Below are 14,219 nucleotides of genomic sequence, written 5' to 3'. Positions count from 1 at the left end.
TCGTTCATTCGTGGTCCTCGTGGTGTGCGCAGTCGGTGTTCAGTTCACCGGCGCCGCCGAGGGCGTCGATCGCGTCGCCGGTCCCGACGACGACTAGGCGGCCGCGCACGTGCAGCACCTCGACCTCGGTGCGGTACAGCTCGGAGAGCACCTCGGAGGTCATCACCTCGGCGGCGGTGCCGATCCGGAACCGGCCGTCGACGAGGTAGAGGACGCGGTCGACGAGCGGCAGGATCGGGTTGATCTCGTGGGTGACGAACAGGACCGCGGTGTCGTGCCGGCGCCGGCGCTGGTTGATCAGGTCGGAGACGCGGTGCTGGTTCGCCAGGTCCAGGCTGAGCAGTGGCTCGTCGCACAGCAGCACCTTCGGATCACCGACCAGGGCCTGAGCCACCCGCAGCCGCTGCTGCTCGCCCCCGGACAGCGAGCCGACGGGGGCGTTCGCGTACGCCTGCGCGCCGACCTCGGCGATCGCGGCGTCGACGATCGCCTTCCGGGCGTTGCGGCCGCGCAGGCCGGTGCCCCAGCGGTGCCCGTCGACACCGAGGCCGACGAGGTCGCGACCGCGCAGCGGCAGTCCCTCGTCCATCGTCTTCTGCTGCGGGACGTAACCGACGTTCGGGTTGCCGACGCGGACGGGACTGCCTGCGATGCGCGCGGTGCCCGCGGTCAGCGGCACCTGGCCGAGCAGCATCTTGAGCAGTGACGTCTTGCCGGACCCGTTGGGGCCGAGGACGGCGACGAACTCGCCCGGTTCGACGTCCAGGTCCAGCCCCGACCACAGGGTGCGCCTGCCGTACGACAGTTCGGCGCCCTTCAGCGCGACCGCGGCCGTCACGCGGCGGGTCCGGTCGCGGCGGCGTCCAGTGCCTCGGCGGCGGCGCCGTCCAGTGCCTCGGCGGCGGCGCCGTCCAGTGCCTCGGCGAGCCGCTCCGCCGTCTCGGTCTGCCACTGCACGTAGTCGAGACCGTCGGGCAGGGTCTCGGTGACCTCGACGACCGGGAGTCCCGCGGTCTCCGCGGTGGACCGGATGTCGCGGGTCACCTTGTCCTCGGTCTGGCTGTTGTAGACGAGGACGGCCACCTTCTTGCCGGTCAGCAGGTCGCGGGTCGCGGCGATCGCGGCCGGCGGCGGGTCGTTGCCCTCCTCGACGGCCCGGGTGAAGTCGGCGGGCGTCTGATCGTGCAGGTCGGCGGCGGCGAGCAGGTAGAACGCGGTCGGCTCCGTCTGCGCGATCGCGGTCTGCGGGTGCTTCGCGGCGATCTCTGCGGTGGCGTCGGCGATGCCGTGCAGTTTCCCGTGGAACGTCTCGGCGTTCGCGGTGTACGCGGCGGCGTTCGCCGGGTCGAGCGCGCCGAGCTCGGCCGCGATCGTGTGGGCGACGGTGTCGACGGTGGGGATGTCGTACCAGACGTGCTCGTTGACCCCGCCGTTGTCGTGACTGTGCGAGTGCCCGGCGTGCGACTCGCCGCCCTCCGTCGCCTCGTGCCCGGCTTCGCCCGCGGTGTCATGCGCGGCGTCGTGGTCGTGCCCGGCGTGCAGGTCGGTATCCGCGCCGAACAGTTCGAAGGCGTTGACCGTCGGCTTGTCGGGGCCGCTGCCGAGGATGTCCTCGATGAACTCGTCGTAACCGCCGCCGTTGTAGACGACCAGGTCCGCATCGGTCACGGCGGCGGCGTCGCGGGGGCTGGCCTCGTAGGAGTGCGGATCGGCGGACGGTTCGGTGACGATCGAGGTGACGTCCGCGTGATCACCGGCGACGGCGGCGGCTACCGAGCCCCACACGTTGGTCGACGCGACGACCCTGATGCGGCCGTCGTGACCGGTGTCGGAGGTGGCGGTGCCGCACGCGCTCAGGCCCAGCGTGGCGGCGGTTGCCAGTCCCAGTGCCGCGGCCGTCGCGCGGCCGGTCCGTCCACGGAGGTGGACGCGGGCGCGGCGGAACGGCAGTGATGAGAAGGGCATGCCGAAAATATTAATGGAAACCGTTTCCGTTGTACATTGGCGGGGCCGTGCTCTCGGTCACCCGGTGAGCGCGTACCGTCCCGTTATGCCCCGCTCTCGTCATCCGCATCGTCAGGCGACCCTGGCCTCCCTTGCGGCGGAGCTCAAGGTGTCCCGTACCACGGTGTCGAACGCCTACAACCGCCCCGATCAGCTTTCCGCCGAATTGCGTGCCCGCGTGCTCGAGGCGGCCAAACGTCGCGGCTACCCCGGCCCCGATCCGGTGGCCCGGTCGCTGCGCACCCGCAAGGCGGGAGCCGTGGGCCTGCTGCTGACCGAGGCGCTCAGCTACTCGTTCCGGGACCCCGCGGCGATGAGCTTCCTGGCCGGGTTGAGCGAATCCTGCGAGGAGGCCGGGCAGGGGCTGATGCTGATTCCCGCCGGCCCCGGGCGTGACGAGGTCGACGCCGCGGCGGTGGTGCAGCAGGCGGGGGTCGACGGGTTCGTCGTCTACTCCGTCGCCGACGACGATCCGCACCTCGCCGCGGTGCTCGAGCGGCACCTGCCCGTGGTCGTGTGCGACCAGCCCCGCCGGATCGCAGGGGCGGCCCTGGTCGGCATCGACGACCGCGGCGCGATGCGTGAGCTCGCCGATCACCTGATCTCGTTGGGTCACACCGAGATCGGGGTGCTGTGCATGCGGCTCGGTCACGATGCGCGCAACGGTCGGGCCGATGCCGAGCGGCTCCTGTCACCGAATTTCCACGTTCAGCGCGAACGTATCGCCGGGGTGCAGGACGCGTTGGCCGACGCGGGTCTGGATCCGTTGTCGCTCACGGTCTTCGAGAGCGCCGAGCACACGGTCGGTGCCGGGCACGCGGCGGCCGAACGGGCACTGGTGCTCAACCCGCGCATCACCGCGCTGCTGTGCACGACCGACGTGTTGGCGCTCGGTGCGCTCGAGTTCGCGCGGTGGCGCGGCATCGACGTGCCCGCAGAGTTGTCCATCACCGGTTTCGACGGCGTGCCCGACGCGTCGCGGGTCGGGCTGACCACCGTCCGGCAGCCGGCGGAGGAGAAGGGGCGCCGAGCGGGCGCGATGCTGCTGCGGGACTCGCATTCCGGGGTCGCGACCGTCGAGATACTCGACACCGAGCTGGTGCGCGGTCGCACCGCGGCCCCGCCCCGGCGGTGGGAACGCGGTCCGGCGGAGTAGCCGCACTCGCATCGTCCCGATGAGCGGAATGGCGCGGTCGATGACCCGCGGGTCCCCCTAGCGTGGACCCGCGGGTCATCGAGCCGCACCGAAATCGTTTCATCGCAAGGGAGATTCGACATGGCCACACCGGAGGAACTGCGCTCAGTCGTGGAGAGCTACGTGCGTCTGATCGCGGAAGGTTCGGGTACCGAGCGGGCCGCCCTGTTCGCGGACGACGCCGTCGTCGAGGATCCCGTCGGCAGCGAGCCGAAGGTGGGTCGCGCCGCGCTCGTGGAGTTCTTCGATCGTGGTGCCGCGATGGAGAACACCGCCGAACTGCTCGCCGTCCGGGTCGCGGGCGGCGAAGCAGTGGCCCACTTCAGTGTGGTGTCGAAGGCGGGCGGGACCACCTACACGTCCGCTCCGATCGACACCTTCCGCTTCAACGACGCCGGCGAGATCGTCGAACTGCGCGCCTACTGGGCGCCGGAGGACATGACCGTCTCGTAGGCGCTTCGCGCCTGTGAGTACTTGTGGTTGCCAGGGCCACCACAAGTACTCACAGGCGCCGCAGGCGCTAGCTCAGCAGCTGGGCGCAGCGAAGCAGCCCGATGTGGCTGTACGCCTGCGGGTGGTTGCCCAGGGAGCGTTCGGCGACGGGGTCGTACTCCTCGGCGAGCAGCCCGGTGGGCCCGGCCGCGGCGACCAGCTGCGCGAACAGCGCCTCCGCGTCGGCGCGCTGCCCGATCAGCAGGTACGCCTCGACGAGCCAGGCCGCGCACAGGTGGAAGCCGCCCTCGCCGCCCGGCAGGCCGTCGTCGTGGTGGTACCGGTACACGGTCGACCCGCTGCGCAGTTCGGCCTCGGTCGCGATGACGGTGGCCGCGAACCTCGGGTCGGACGGGTCGATCAGCCCGGACAGGCCGATGTGCAGGGTGGCCGCGTCGAGGTCGGTGCCGTCGTAGGCGGCGGTGTACGAGTTCGCGCGGTCACTCCAGCCGCGATCCTTGACCTCGTCGGCGATCTCGTGCCGCAACGCCTCCCAGTCCACTCCCGCGGAGCGGCCGAAGTCCGTGGCCAGCTTCAGCGCGCGGTCGACCGTCACCCAGCACATGACCTTCGAGTACACGTGGTGGCGCGGGTTTCCGCGGATCTCCCAGATGCCGTTGTCGGGCTCGGCCCACCGGCGCTGCACGGCGGACACCATCGCCAGCACGAGGTCCCAGTCCCGGTCGGTCAGCGGTTCGGCGATCCCCTTCTTCTCGCGGGCCTGCGCCAGGTCCGCGATCAGCTCCACGATCGGTCCGAACACGTCCAACTGGACCTGCGAGTTCGCGGCGTTGCCGACGCGGACGGGGCGCGAGCCCCCGTATCCGGGCAGCGAGTCGATCACGGCCTCGGGCGGCAGATTGGTGCCGTGGATGGTGTAGAGCGGGTGCAGTCGTTCGGGGCCGGGGATGCTCTCGAGGACCCGGTGCACCCACTCGAGGAGCCCCTCGGCCTCGCCGAGCGAGCCGAGTGTCACCAGGGCGGACGCGGTCATCGACGCGTCCCGCAGCCAGCAGTAGCGGTAGTCCCAGTTGCGGACGCCGCCGAGTTCCTCCGGGAGCGAGGTGGTGGCTGCGGCGAGGATCGCACCGGAGTCGGTGTGCACGAGCCCGCGCAGTGTCAGCGCCGACCGCTTCATCAGTCCACGCTTGCGGGACGGCAGTTCCAGATCGTCCGCCCAGTCCCGCCAGTACGACTCCGCCTGTGCGCGGCGGTCCGGTTCCGGTACGGGTGATGGGCTCAGATCCGTGGTGCCGCAACGTAGTTCGAGAACGATCGGCCCGTTTGAGGGGTCGATGACCGCGTGTGCGGTCTGCTGGACGCCGTCGCTGACGATCTCCCATTCGACACCCGGCGAGCGCAGCACCAGCGGATCGTTCATGCCGTACACCCGCAGACCGTTCTCCTCCGGCTCCAGGTGCACCTGCACCTGGCCGAACTCGGGACGCGGTGCGAACGTCACCACGGCCTTCGCCCGGCCGGTGATCACCCGGGTCAGCTCGGTCCGTCCGGCCGGGACGTCGTGCGGCAGGTAGTCGGTGACCTGCAGGCTCGCCCAGCGCGTCTCCACCGTCATCGTGCCGTCGACGTAGCTCTGGCTCAGCGGCAGCCCGGCCCGGTACGGCTCGACGGTGAAGTGCCCGGCCCCGACCCCGCCGAGCAGGTGCGCGAACACCGCCGCCGAGTCCGGTTCGGGGTGACACAGCCAGGTCACCCCGGCTTCCGGGGTCAGCAGCGCGACCGTGCGCGGACTGGCGAGCATCGTGAGCCGTTCGATCGGCGGCGCGCTCTCACCGTTCAGCCAGGTGCGGCGTTCCTCGAGCAGGAAGGCCAACGCCGCGCCCACGTCCTCGGTGCGGTCGATCCGGAACTCGGCGAGCGTGTCGCCCTCGCCGACCTTGACCCCCACGTCCGGTCCCTGCAGGCGCGCGAAGGCCTTCTCGTCGGTGACGTCGTCGCCGAAGAACACCGTCGCGGAGGCGCCCTCCCGGTGCCGGAGGATGTCGAGCGCCTCACCCTTGTCGGTCGTGATGACCGCCAGTTCGATGACGGCCTTGCCCTCGGTGACCTGGACGCCGTTCCACTTGGCGGCGCCCTGGCGGACCCGGGTGAGCGCGGCCTCGCCGACCTCGGGGCTCGCGTTGCGCACGTGCAGTGCGGCACTCGCCGGTTTCACTTCGACGGCGACCCCGGGGCTCTCGGCGGCGATGCCCTGCAACTCGGTGGTGAGTTCCCGGAGGAGGCGGCGGGCGTCGTCGCTGATCTCGTGCACGAACCCCACGTCGAACTCGGAGCCGTGGCTGCCGACGAGTTGCACCTCGACCGGCAACCGGGAGAGCACCGCCAGATCGCGCAGGGCGCGTCCGGATACGACGGCGGACGTGGTCCCCGGCAGGATCGCGAGTGCGCGCAGGGCGCGGACCGCGTCCGGATGGGGGAACGCCTTCGCCGGATCCGACACGATCGGCGCCATGGTGCCGTCGTAGTCGGAGGTCACGAGAAGTCGCGGCGTCCTCGCGATGGAGACGAGACGCCGTCGGAGCTCGACTGGTAGATCCTGCGCACTCACCGCGCAAAGTCTACTTACGAACTGTGCTTGAGCTTGTACCCACCGAGCAACAGTTCGACGGTCAGTTCCAGACGGTTGGCGACATCGGTGGCCGACGAGCGGCGCGTCAGCCACGCGACCAGGTTCGACAGCCACACGTCGGAGATGACGCGGGCGATCTGAAGCTGCTCCTCGGTCGGCGTGCCGTCGCTGATCGCGCGGGCGAACAGCGAATCCATCAGCCGGCCGACCTGGTCCACCTCGGCCGCGGCGGACGCGTCGGCGAACATGAATGCGCGGGTCATCGCTTCGGTGAGCAGCGGGTCGCGCTGCATCGCCCGGGTGATCTGGCCGAGGATCAGGTGCATCCGCTCGATCGGGCTGTCGCCGGGCGGCATCTTCTTGCGGGAGTCGATCTTCTCGAACTCGCGGCCCAGCGCCGAGACCAGCAGGTGCACCTTCGACGGGAAGTACCGGTACAGGGTGCCGACCGCGACGTCGGCGCGCTCGGCGACCGCCCGCATCTGCACGGCCTCGTATCCGCCCTTCGACGCGAGCGCGAGAGTCGCGTCGAGAATGCGCTTGCGACGTTCGCGCTGCGCGTTCGAGCTGAGGTCGTCGTCCGTCAGCGTGGAGACGGCGCCGTTCGCTCCGGCCTTGCCGGCGGAGCGGGTGCGGGGGGAGGAGGTCATCGACGAGCTTCCTTGAAATGTCTAATGGTTTTATGTGCGCTTCGGTTCCGGCCTTGACTGAGAGCCGACTAAGAGATTAGAACACGTTCTAGAGGGTTTTGTCAGCACTGAAAGGGTGGCCAGACTTGTGAGTATTGCCACGACAGACGAGCAGCGTGCGGTCCAGGAATCGATCCAGTCCTGGGCCCGTTCGGCGAATCCGGTCGAGACGCTGCGCCAGGGTCCGACCGACTCGTGGCGGACGCACTGGGGCGCGCTCGCCGAACTCGGCCTGTTCATGGTCGCGCAGGCGGAGGAGGTCGGTGGCGCCGACGGTGAGGTCGTCGACCTCGCGGTGATGCTCGAGCAGTCCGCCGCGTCCCTCGCCGCCGGTCCGGTGCTCTCGACCGCGCTCGCCGCACTCGTCGTGGGTCGCAGCGGAGAGCCGGCCGCCAAGCAGTGGGGTCCGGAACTCGCCGAGGGTGCGCTGCCGGTCGGTGTCGTGCTGGACGGCGACGTGAGCGCCGCCGTCGACGCCGACGGCACCGTGGTGCTGACCGGGGCGGCCGGGTTCGCGCTCGGCGGCGCACCCGAGATCGGCGTGCTGGTGCCCGCCACCCGGGCCGGCGACACCACCTCGGGCGAAGCCTCGGGTGATGTTGTCTGGTGCCTGGTCGAGGCCGGCGCGCCCGGGCTGACGGTCGAAGCCGTCCAGAACGTCGACGTGAGCGTCCCGCTGGCGACGGTGACCTGTGACGGGGTGCGGGTCTCGTCGGACCGCGTGCTCTCGGAGGTGCGTCCCGGGTTGGTGCGCGACCTCGCGGCGACGCTGGCTGCCGCCGAGGCCGCGGGCATCGCGGGCTGGTGCCTGACCACGGCCGTCGAGTACGCGAAGATCCGCGAGCAGTTCGGCAAGCCGATCGGCTCGTTCCAGGCGATCAAGCACCTGTGCGCGGAGATGCTGTGCCGCGTCGAGCAGATCCGCGCGGTCGCGTGGGACGCCGCGGTGGCCGCCGAGACCGGTGACGAGCTGCCGATCGCGGCCGCCGTCGCCGCGTCCGTGGCGCTGGACGCCGCCGTGGACACCGCCAAGGACTGCATCCAGGTGCTCGGTGGCATCGGCTTCACGTGGGAGCACGACGCGCACTTCTACCTGCGACGGGTCGTCTCCCTGCGGCAGCTGCTCGGCGGCGGCGCCGCGTGGCGGGCGCGCGTGGCGGAGCTGACCCGCGCCGGTGCGCGCAGACACCTCACCGTCGACCTCGGCGACCTCGAGGCGCAGCGCGCCTCGGTGCGCGCCGAGATCGAGGCGATCGTCGCCGTGCCCGAGACCGACCGTCGCGTCGCCTTCGCCGAGTCCGGCTACCTCGCCCCGCACTGGCCCGCGCCGTACGGGAAGTCCGCGAAGGCGGCCGAACAGATCCTCATCGGTGAGGAGCTCGCCCGCGCGGGGCTCGAGACCCCGAACCTGGTGATCGGGTGGTGGGCGGTGCCGACCGTCCTCGAGCACGGCACCGCCGAGCAGATCGAGCGGTTCGCGATGCCGACCCTGCGCGGTGACCTGATCTGGTGCCAGCTGTTCTCCGAGCCGGGCGCAGGCTCCGACCTGGCCTCCCTGCGCACGACCGCGGAGAAGGTCGACGGAGGCTGGGTCCTCAACGGCCAGAAGGTGTGGACTTCCCTTGCCCGCGAAGCGGATTGGGCGATCTGCCTGGCTCGCACCGACAAGGACGCAGCGAAGCACAAGGGCATCACCTACTTCCTGGTCGACATGCGCAGTGCGGGGATCCGGATCTCGCCGCTGCGGGAGATCACCGGCGACGCCCTGTTCAACGAGGTGTTCCTCGACGGTGTCTTCGTGCCCGACGACTGCGTGGTCGGGCAGGTGAACGGCGGCTGGAGGCTGGCGCGCACCACCCTCGCCAACGAGCGCGTCGCGATGAGCGGCGGGTCCTCGCTCGGCAAGGCGATGGAGGAGCTCCTCGAGCTGGCAGGCCGCGGGGGCACGGATCCGGTCACCGAGGACCGGATCGGCTTTCTCGTCGGTGACGCGATGGTCGGCTCGCTGCTCGAGCACCGCACCACCCTGCGTCAGCTCGACGGCCAGGATCCCGGTCCGGCGTCGAGCGTGCGCAAGCTGGTCGGTGTGCGGCACCGGCAGGCGGTCGCCGAGTACGCGCTCGAGTGCGCGGGCGTCGGCGGCGCGGTCGAAGGGCCGCTGTCCCGGGAGTTCCTCAACACCCGGTGCCTGACGATCGCCGGAGGCACCGAGCAGATCCTGCTCACCGTCGCCGCCGAACAGCTGCTCGGGCTGCCGCGCGGCTAGCACTACTGGAGAGTGGGAACGCGGCGGGCTCGGCCGCGAACCCGGTGTTTCAATGCTGATCAGTCACACGTGCACTGATTTCCACGTATTTCGATAGGACGGTTTCTCAGGTGGACTTCACTCTTGGCAGTGAACAGCAGGCGGTGGCCGAGGTGGCCTCTGCCGTGCTGCAGACGGCGGCGAGCGCAGAGACGCTCGCGGCCATGGATCGCAACGCCCCCGTGTGGGACGCCACCCTGTGGCAGCGTCTCGCCGACGAGGGGGTGCTCTCGCTGCCGCTGCCGTCCGCGCTCGGCGGCGACGACCTCGGCATCGCCGAGATCGGTGTGCTGCTCGGCCAGGTCGGCCGGCATGCGGCGCAGGTCCCGGTTCTCGAGACCCTCGGGTTCGGTGTGCTGCCGCTGCTCGCGCTCGGCGGTGACCCGCAGCGGTTCCTCGCCGGTGTGGCCGGCGGCGCGATCCTCACCGCGGCGCTGAGCGAGCCGGGCGCGCCGCTGCCCGCGACGCCGGCGACCACGGCGACCGCCGACGGCGACGGATACGTCGTGACCGGCCGCAAGGTGGGCGTGCGGTACGCCGAGCAGGCCGCCTTCGTGCTGGTGCCGACGTCGGCCGGGGTGGCCGTCGTGGCGCCCGACGCCGACGGCGTCACGCTCACCCGCACGTTCACCCCGTCCCTGGCGCCGGAATACACGATGGCGCTCGACGGCGTGCGCATCGACTCGGGAGCGTTGCTCACGGGTGCCCGGGTCGAGGAGCTGTACCGGATCGCGCTCGCCGCGGTCGCCGCACAGGCCGCGGGCCTGGGGACCGGGATGACCAACCTGGCCGCCAAGCACGTGAGCACCCGCGAGCAGTTCGGCAAGCCGATTGCCGCATTCCAGGCCGTCTCGCAGCAACTCGCCGACTCCTACGTGACCGCTCGCACGCTGGAGCTGGCCGCGACGTCGGCGTGCTGGCGACTCGCGGAGGGCCTCGACGCCACAGAGGACACCGCGGTGGCCGCCTACTGGCTGGCCGAGCAGCTGCCGGTGGCGATGCAGCAGTGCATCCACATGCACGGCGGTCTCGGCGCCGACGTGACCTACCCGGCGCATCTGTACTACGAGCAGACCAAGGACTTCGTCCGGCTCGTCGGCGGCCCGTCGTCCCGTCTGTCCATTCTCGGCGCCCTCGGCGCCCGCGACCTCGGTGTGGAGGCAGCATGCTCATCGATCTGACCCCCGAGCAGAAGAAGCTCCAGGCGGAACTGCGGAAGTATTTCGCCGACCTGATCTCGCCGGAGGAGGCCGAGATCATGCTCACCGACCGGCACGGCCCGGTCTACCACGAGGTCATCCGCCGCATGGGCCGCGACGGCTGGCTTGGTGTCGGCTGGCCGAAGGAGTTCGGCGGCAAGGGCTTCGGTGAGATCGAGCAGCAGATCTTCACCAACGAGGCGGTCCGCGCGGACGTGCCGCTGCCGTCGGTGACGCTGCAGACCGTCGGCCCGACCCTGCAGGTGTACGGCACCGAGGAGCAGAAGCAGAAGTTCCTGCCCGGCATCCTCACCGGCGAGGTGCATTTCGCGATCGGGTACACCGAACCCGAGGCGGGCACCGACCTGGCGTCGCTGCGCACCACCGCGGTCCGCGACGGTGATCACTACATCGTCAACGGCCAGAAGTATTTCACCACCGGTGGACACGCCGCCGATTACATCTGGCTGGCCTGCCGCACCGGTACCACCGAGGACCGCCACCGCGGCATCTCGATCCTCATCGTCGACACCACGGATCCGGGCTTCTCGTCGACCCCGGTCATCACCGCGGACGGCGCACACCACGTCAACGCCACGTACTACGAGAACGTGCGCGTGCCGGCCTCGATGCTCGTCGGGGAGGAGAACAAGGGCTGGAAGCTGATCACCACCCAGCTCAACCACGAGCGTGTCATGCTCGGCCCGTCCGGCCGCGTCGGCGGGCTGTACGACCAGATCAGCGAGTGGGCGAAGCGTCCGGGCCCGGACGGGCGGCCGCTCGTCACGCAGCCCGACGTGCAGCGTGCGCTCGGTGAGATCCGCGCGATCTACCGGCTCAACGAACTGCTCAACTGGCAGGTCGCGTCGGCGGAGGGCGCCGTCGACATGGCCGACGCCTCGGCGACGAAGGTGTTCGCCACCGAGCAGATCCAGCGTATGGGTCGCCTGGCCGAGGAGGTCGTGGGCCGCTGGGGCGACCTGGCAGACCCCGAGACCGGGCACCTGCTGAGGTGGCTGGACGCGCAGACCAAGCGCAACCTCACCATCACCTTCGGCGGCGGCGTCAACGAGGTCATGCGTGACCTCATCTCCACCGCCGGTCTGGGTCTGCCGAAGGTGGCACGCCGATGAGCGAGCAGGACATTCTCGCTGCGGCGCAGCGGGTTCGGGACGGCGGCGCCAGCAAGCCGCGCAAGGGTCGTGATCCGATCAACATGCCGATGATCCGCAACTGGGTCGAGGCGATCGGCGACGAGAATCCCATCTACGTCGACGAGGACGCGGCGATCGCCGCCGGTCACGGCGGCCTCGTGGCACCGCCCGCGATGGCACAGGTGTGGACGATGCGCGGTCTCGGTGCGGTGCGCGAGGAGGACGACCCGCTCGGCCGGATGACCGAGATCCTCGACGAGGCCGGGTACACCTCGGTGGTCGCCACCAACTGCGACCAGACCTACCACCGCTACCTGCGTCCCGGTGAGGAGGTGACCATCGAGTCGGTCCTCGAAGACGTTGTGGGACCGAAGAAGACGGGCCTCGGTGAGGGCTGGTTCTTCACCACGCGCAACTACTGGAAGGTGGGCGACGAGGTCGTCGCCGAGATGCTGTTCCGGATCCTGAAGTTCGCGCCGCCGGCCAAGTCCGAGGCCGAGCCGACCCGCACAGAGGCGTCCTCGTCGCTGGGTGGTTCGCTCGACGACCTGAACCCGGCTCGGATGCTGCGCCCGTCGGTCTCGCGGGACACCGAGTTCTTCTGGGAGGGTGTGGCCGCCCACGAGTTGCGGATCCAGCAGCGGCAGGACGGGTCGTTGCAGCACCCGCCGGTGCCCGCGATCTGGAAGGACAAGTCCGAGCGGACCGATTACGTGGTCGCGTCCGGTCAGGGCACCGTGTTCAGTCACGTGGTGCACCACGCGCCGAAGGTGCCGGGCCGCTCGCTGCCGTTCGTGGTCGCGCTCGTCGAACTCGACGAGGGCGTGCGCATGCTCGGTGAGTTGCGCGGCATCGACCCGGCCGACGTGACCATCGGCCAGCGCGTCCAGGTGGAGTTCCTCGACCTGCCCGGCGACGACGAGACCGACCAGCAGCCGTGGACCCTGTACGCGTGGCGTCCCGTGAAGGAGCAGTGATGAGCTCGACCCTGACCGCGACGGTGGGGGAGACCCTGCCGCCCCTGTCCATTCATGGCGACCCGACGTTCATCGTGTCGACGGCGTTGGCCACCAGGGACTTCCAGGACGTCCATCACGACCGTGACAAGGCGCAGCAGCGCGGGTCGAAGGACATCTTCGTCAACATCCTCACCGACACCGGCCTGGTGCAGCGGTACGTCACGGACTGGGCGGGCCCGCGCGCGGTGATCAAGTCGATCAAGCTGCGTCTCGGCGTGCCGTGGTACGCGTACGACACCCTGACCCTGACCGGCTCGGTCGCCTCCGTCGAGGACGGCCTGGTCACCCTCGACATCGTCGGCAAGGACAGCCTCGGTGACCACATCAAGTCCACGGTCACCCTCGTGATGGATGGAGCAGCCCAGTGAGCGAGCTGTCCGGCAAGGCCGCGATCGTCGGCATCGGCGCCACCGACTTCTCCAAGGATTCCGGTCGCAGCGAACTGCGTCTGGCCGCGGAAGCGGTGCAGGCCGCCCTCGACGACGCGGGCCTGAAGCCGTCGGACGTGGACGGGCTGACGTCGTTCACGATGGACACCAACACCGAAGTGGCCGTGGCCCGTTCGGTGGGCATCCCGAACCTGAAGTTCTTCTCCCGCATCCACTACGGGGGCGGTGCGGCCTGCGCGACCATCCAGCAGGCGGCGATGGCCGTGGCCACCGGCGTCGCGGACGTCGTCGTCGCGTACCGCGCCTTCAACGAGCGGTCGGGAATGCGCTTCGGCCAGGTCAATTCGGCTCTGGTGCAGCAGGTGAACTCGTCGGGCACCGACAACGCCTTCTCGTACCCGCACGGCCTGAGCACCCCGGCGTCGTTCGTGGCGATGATCGCGCAGCGCTACATGCACGTCTACGGTGCGACCAGTGCCGACTTCGGCCGGGTGGCGGTCGCCGACCGCAAGCACGCCGCGACCAACCCGAACGCGTTCTTCTACGGCAAGCCGATCACCATCGAGGACCACCAGAACTCGCGCTACATCGCGGAGCCGCTCCACCTGCTGGACTGCTGTCAGGAGACCGACGGCGGCATCGCGATCGTGGTGACGTCTCCGGAGCGGGCGAAGGATCTGCCGAACAAGCCGGCGATCATCGCCGCCGCCGCGCAGGGCAGCGGGGCCGACCAGTACATCATGACCAGCTACTACCGGGACGGCCTGAGCGGTCTGCCGGAAATGGGTCTGGTGGGCGACCAGTTGTGGGCCCAGTCGGGGCTGCGGCCGCAGGACATGCAGACGGCGGTGCTGTACGACCACTTCACCCCGTACGTGCTGATGCAGCTCGAGGAGCTCGGGTTCTGCGGTCGCGGCGAGGCGAAGGACTTCATCGCCGACGGCGCGATCGAACTCGGCGGGCGGCTGCCGCTCAACACGCACGGCGGCCAGCTCGGCGAGGGCTACATCCACGGCATGAACGGCATCGCCGAGGGCGTGCGCCAGATCCGCGGCACCTCCGTCAACCAGGTGCCGGACGTGCAGAACGTGCTCGTCACCGCCGGCACCGGCGTCCCGACGTCGGGCCTGGTGCTCACGGCCTGACCCTCCGGAACCGAAAACGGGTGGCTCCCGGCGCAGTC

At 70.2% G+C, this 14,219-nt stretch carries 12 protein-coding genes; 8 read left to right on the top strand and 4 right to left on the bottom strand.

The window, feature by feature from the left end:
• Nucleotides 1-4: 4 nt before the first annotated feature.
• Both ACWDU4_RS02740 and ACWDU4_RS02735 read right to left on the bottom strand, forming a co-directional pair.
• Nucleotides 5-838: a metal ABC transporter ATP-binding protein gene (locus ACWDU4_RS02740; RefSeq protein WP_450112311.1), complete on the bottom strand. Its 834-nt coding sequence runs from the start codon at nt 836-838 to the stop codon at nt 5-7.
• On the bottom strand, nt 835-1,965 hold the full coding sequence (locus ACWDU4_RS02735; RefSeq protein ID WP_450112310.1) for a metal ABC transporter solute-binding protein, Zn/Mn family: 1,131 nt from the start codon (nt 1,963-1,965) through the stop codon (nt 835-837). Before ACWDU4_RS02735 ends, ACWDU4_RS02740 begins: the two co-directional genes overlap by 4 nt.
• An 85-nt stretch (nt 1,966-2,050) precedes the next feature.
• On the opposite strand from ACWDU4_RS02735, the gene ACWDU4_RS02730 reads away from it, so the two are divergent.
• Nucleotides 2,051-3,160, top strand: a complete 1,110-nt coding sequence (locus tag ACWDU4_RS02730) for a LacI family DNA-binding transcriptional regulator (protein ID WP_450112309.1) — start codon at nt 2,051-2,053, stop codon at nt 3,158-3,160.
• Between the two features lie 120 nt (nt 3,161-3,280).
• Nucleotides 3,281-3,652 (top strand): nuclear transport factor 2 family protein, encoded by a 372-nt coding sequence (locus tag ACWDU4_RS02725; RefSeq protein WP_450112308.1) that lies wholly within the window; start codon nt 3,281-3,283, stop codon nt 3,650-3,652.
• Nucleotides 3,653-3,719: 67 nt separating this feature from the next.
• On the opposite strand, the gene otsB is transcribed toward ACWDU4_RS02725, so the two are convergent.
• Together otsB and kstR are read right to left on the bottom strand one after the other, a co-directional pair.
• On the bottom strand, nt 3,720-6,260 hold the full coding sequence (otsB, locus tag ACWDU4_RS02720; protein ID WP_450112307.1) for a trehalose-phosphatase: 2,541 nt from the start codon (nt 6,258-6,260) through the stop codon (nt 3,720-3,722).
• 14 nt (nt 6,261-6,274) lie between these two features.
• Complete coding sequence (gene kstR, locus ACWDU4_RS02715; RefSeq protein WP_450112306.1) at nt 6,275-6,931, bottom strand: cholesterol catabolism transcriptional regulator KstR; 657 nt, start codon at nt 6,929-6,931, stop codon at nt 6,275-6,277.
• A 127-nt stretch (nt 6,932-7,058) separates the two neighbouring features.
• On the opposite strand from kstR, the gene ACWDU4_RS02710 reads away from it, so the two are divergent.
• The 6 genes from ACWDU4_RS02710 (at nt 7,059) to ACWDU4_RS02685 (ending at nt 14,181) form a co-directional block, all read left to right on the top strand.
• On the top strand, nt 7,059-9,236 hold the full coding sequence (locus tag ACWDU4_RS02710) for an acyl-CoA dehydrogenase (RefSeq protein ID WP_450112305.1): 2,178 nt from the start codon (nt 7,059-7,061) through the stop codon (nt 9,234-9,236).
• Nucleotides 9,237-9,346: 110 nt separating this feature from the next.
• Nucleotides 9,347-10,456 carry an acyl-CoA dehydrogenase family protein gene (locus ACWDU4_RS02705; protein ID WP_450112304.1) on the top strand — a complete coding sequence of 370 codons (1,110 nt, stop codon included), beginning with the start codon at nt 9,347-9,349 and terminating at the stop codon, nt 10,454-10,456.
• Nucleotides 10,441-11,607, top strand: a complete 1,167-nt coding sequence (locus tag ACWDU4_RS02700) for an acyl-CoA dehydrogenase family protein (RefSeq protein WP_450112303.1) — start codon at nt 10,441-10,443, stop codon at nt 11,605-11,607. Before ACWDU4_RS02705 ends, ACWDU4_RS02700 begins: the two co-directional genes overlap by 16 nt.
• Entirely contained in the window at nt 11,604-12,605 is a 1,002-nt protein-coding gene (locus ACWDU4_RS02695) for a bifunctional MaoC family dehydratase N-terminal/OB-fold nucleic acid binding domain-containing protein (protein ID WP_450112302.1), read from the top strand. Before ACWDU4_RS02700 ends, ACWDU4_RS02695 begins: the two co-directional genes overlap by 4 nt.
• The gene (locus ACWDU4_RS02690) at nt 12,605-13,015 is read left to right on the top strand and encodes a MaoC family dehydratase (RefSeq protein ID WP_450112301.1); all 411 of its coding nucleotides are present in this window, start codon (nt 12,605-12,607) and stop codon (nt 13,013-13,015) included. The genes ACWDU4_RS02695 and ACWDU4_RS02690 overlap by 1 nt, the downstream gene beginning before the upstream one ends.
• Nucleotides 13,012-14,181, top strand: a complete 1,170-nt coding sequence (locus tag ACWDU4_RS02685) for a lipid-transfer protein (protein ID WP_450112300.1) — start codon at nt 13,012-13,014, stop codon at nt 14,179-14,181. The genes ACWDU4_RS02690 and ACWDU4_RS02685 overlap by 4 nt, the downstream gene beginning before the upstream one ends.
• The last annotated feature ends 38 nt before the right edge of the window (nt 14,182-14,219 follow it).

The organism is Rhodococcus sp. NPDC003348, from assembly GCF_053589375.1.
The sequence above is the reverse complement of the archived record's forward strand: the minus strand, read 5'-3'. Positions and strand labels throughout refer to the sequence as shown.

Excerpts from the sequence above, each read along its gene's own strand:
- ACWDU4_RS02735 (WP_450112310.1), bottom strand. The coding sequence starts at position 1,965 with ATGCCCTTCTCATCACTGCCGTTCCGCCGCGCCCGCGTCCACCTCCGT.
- ACWDU4_RS02730 (WP_450112309.1), top strand. The coding sequence starts at position 2,051 with ATGCCCCGCTCTCGTCATCCGCATCGTCAGGCGACCCTGGCCTCCCTT.
- ACWDU4_RS02725 (WP_450112308.1), top strand. The coding sequence starts at position 3,281 with ATGGCCACACCGGAGGAACTGCGCTCAGTCGTGGAGAGCTACGTGCGT.
- kstR (WP_450112306.1), bottom strand. The coding sequence starts at position 6,931 with ATGACCTCCTCCCCCCGCACCCGCTCCGCCGGCAAGGCCGGAGCGAAC.
- ACWDU4_RS02700 (WP_450112303.1), top strand. The coding sequence starts at position 10,441 with ATGCTCATCGATCTGACCCCCGAGCAGAAGAAGCTCCAGGCGGAACTG.
- ACWDU4_RS02695 (WP_450112302.1), top strand. The coding sequence starts at position 11,604 with ATGAGCGAGCAGGACATTCTCGCTGCGGCGCAGCGGGTTCGGGACGGC.
- ACWDU4_RS02690 (WP_450112301.1), top strand. The coding sequence starts at position 12,605 with ATGAGCTCGACCCTGACCGCGACGGTGGGGGAGACCCTGCCGCCCCTG.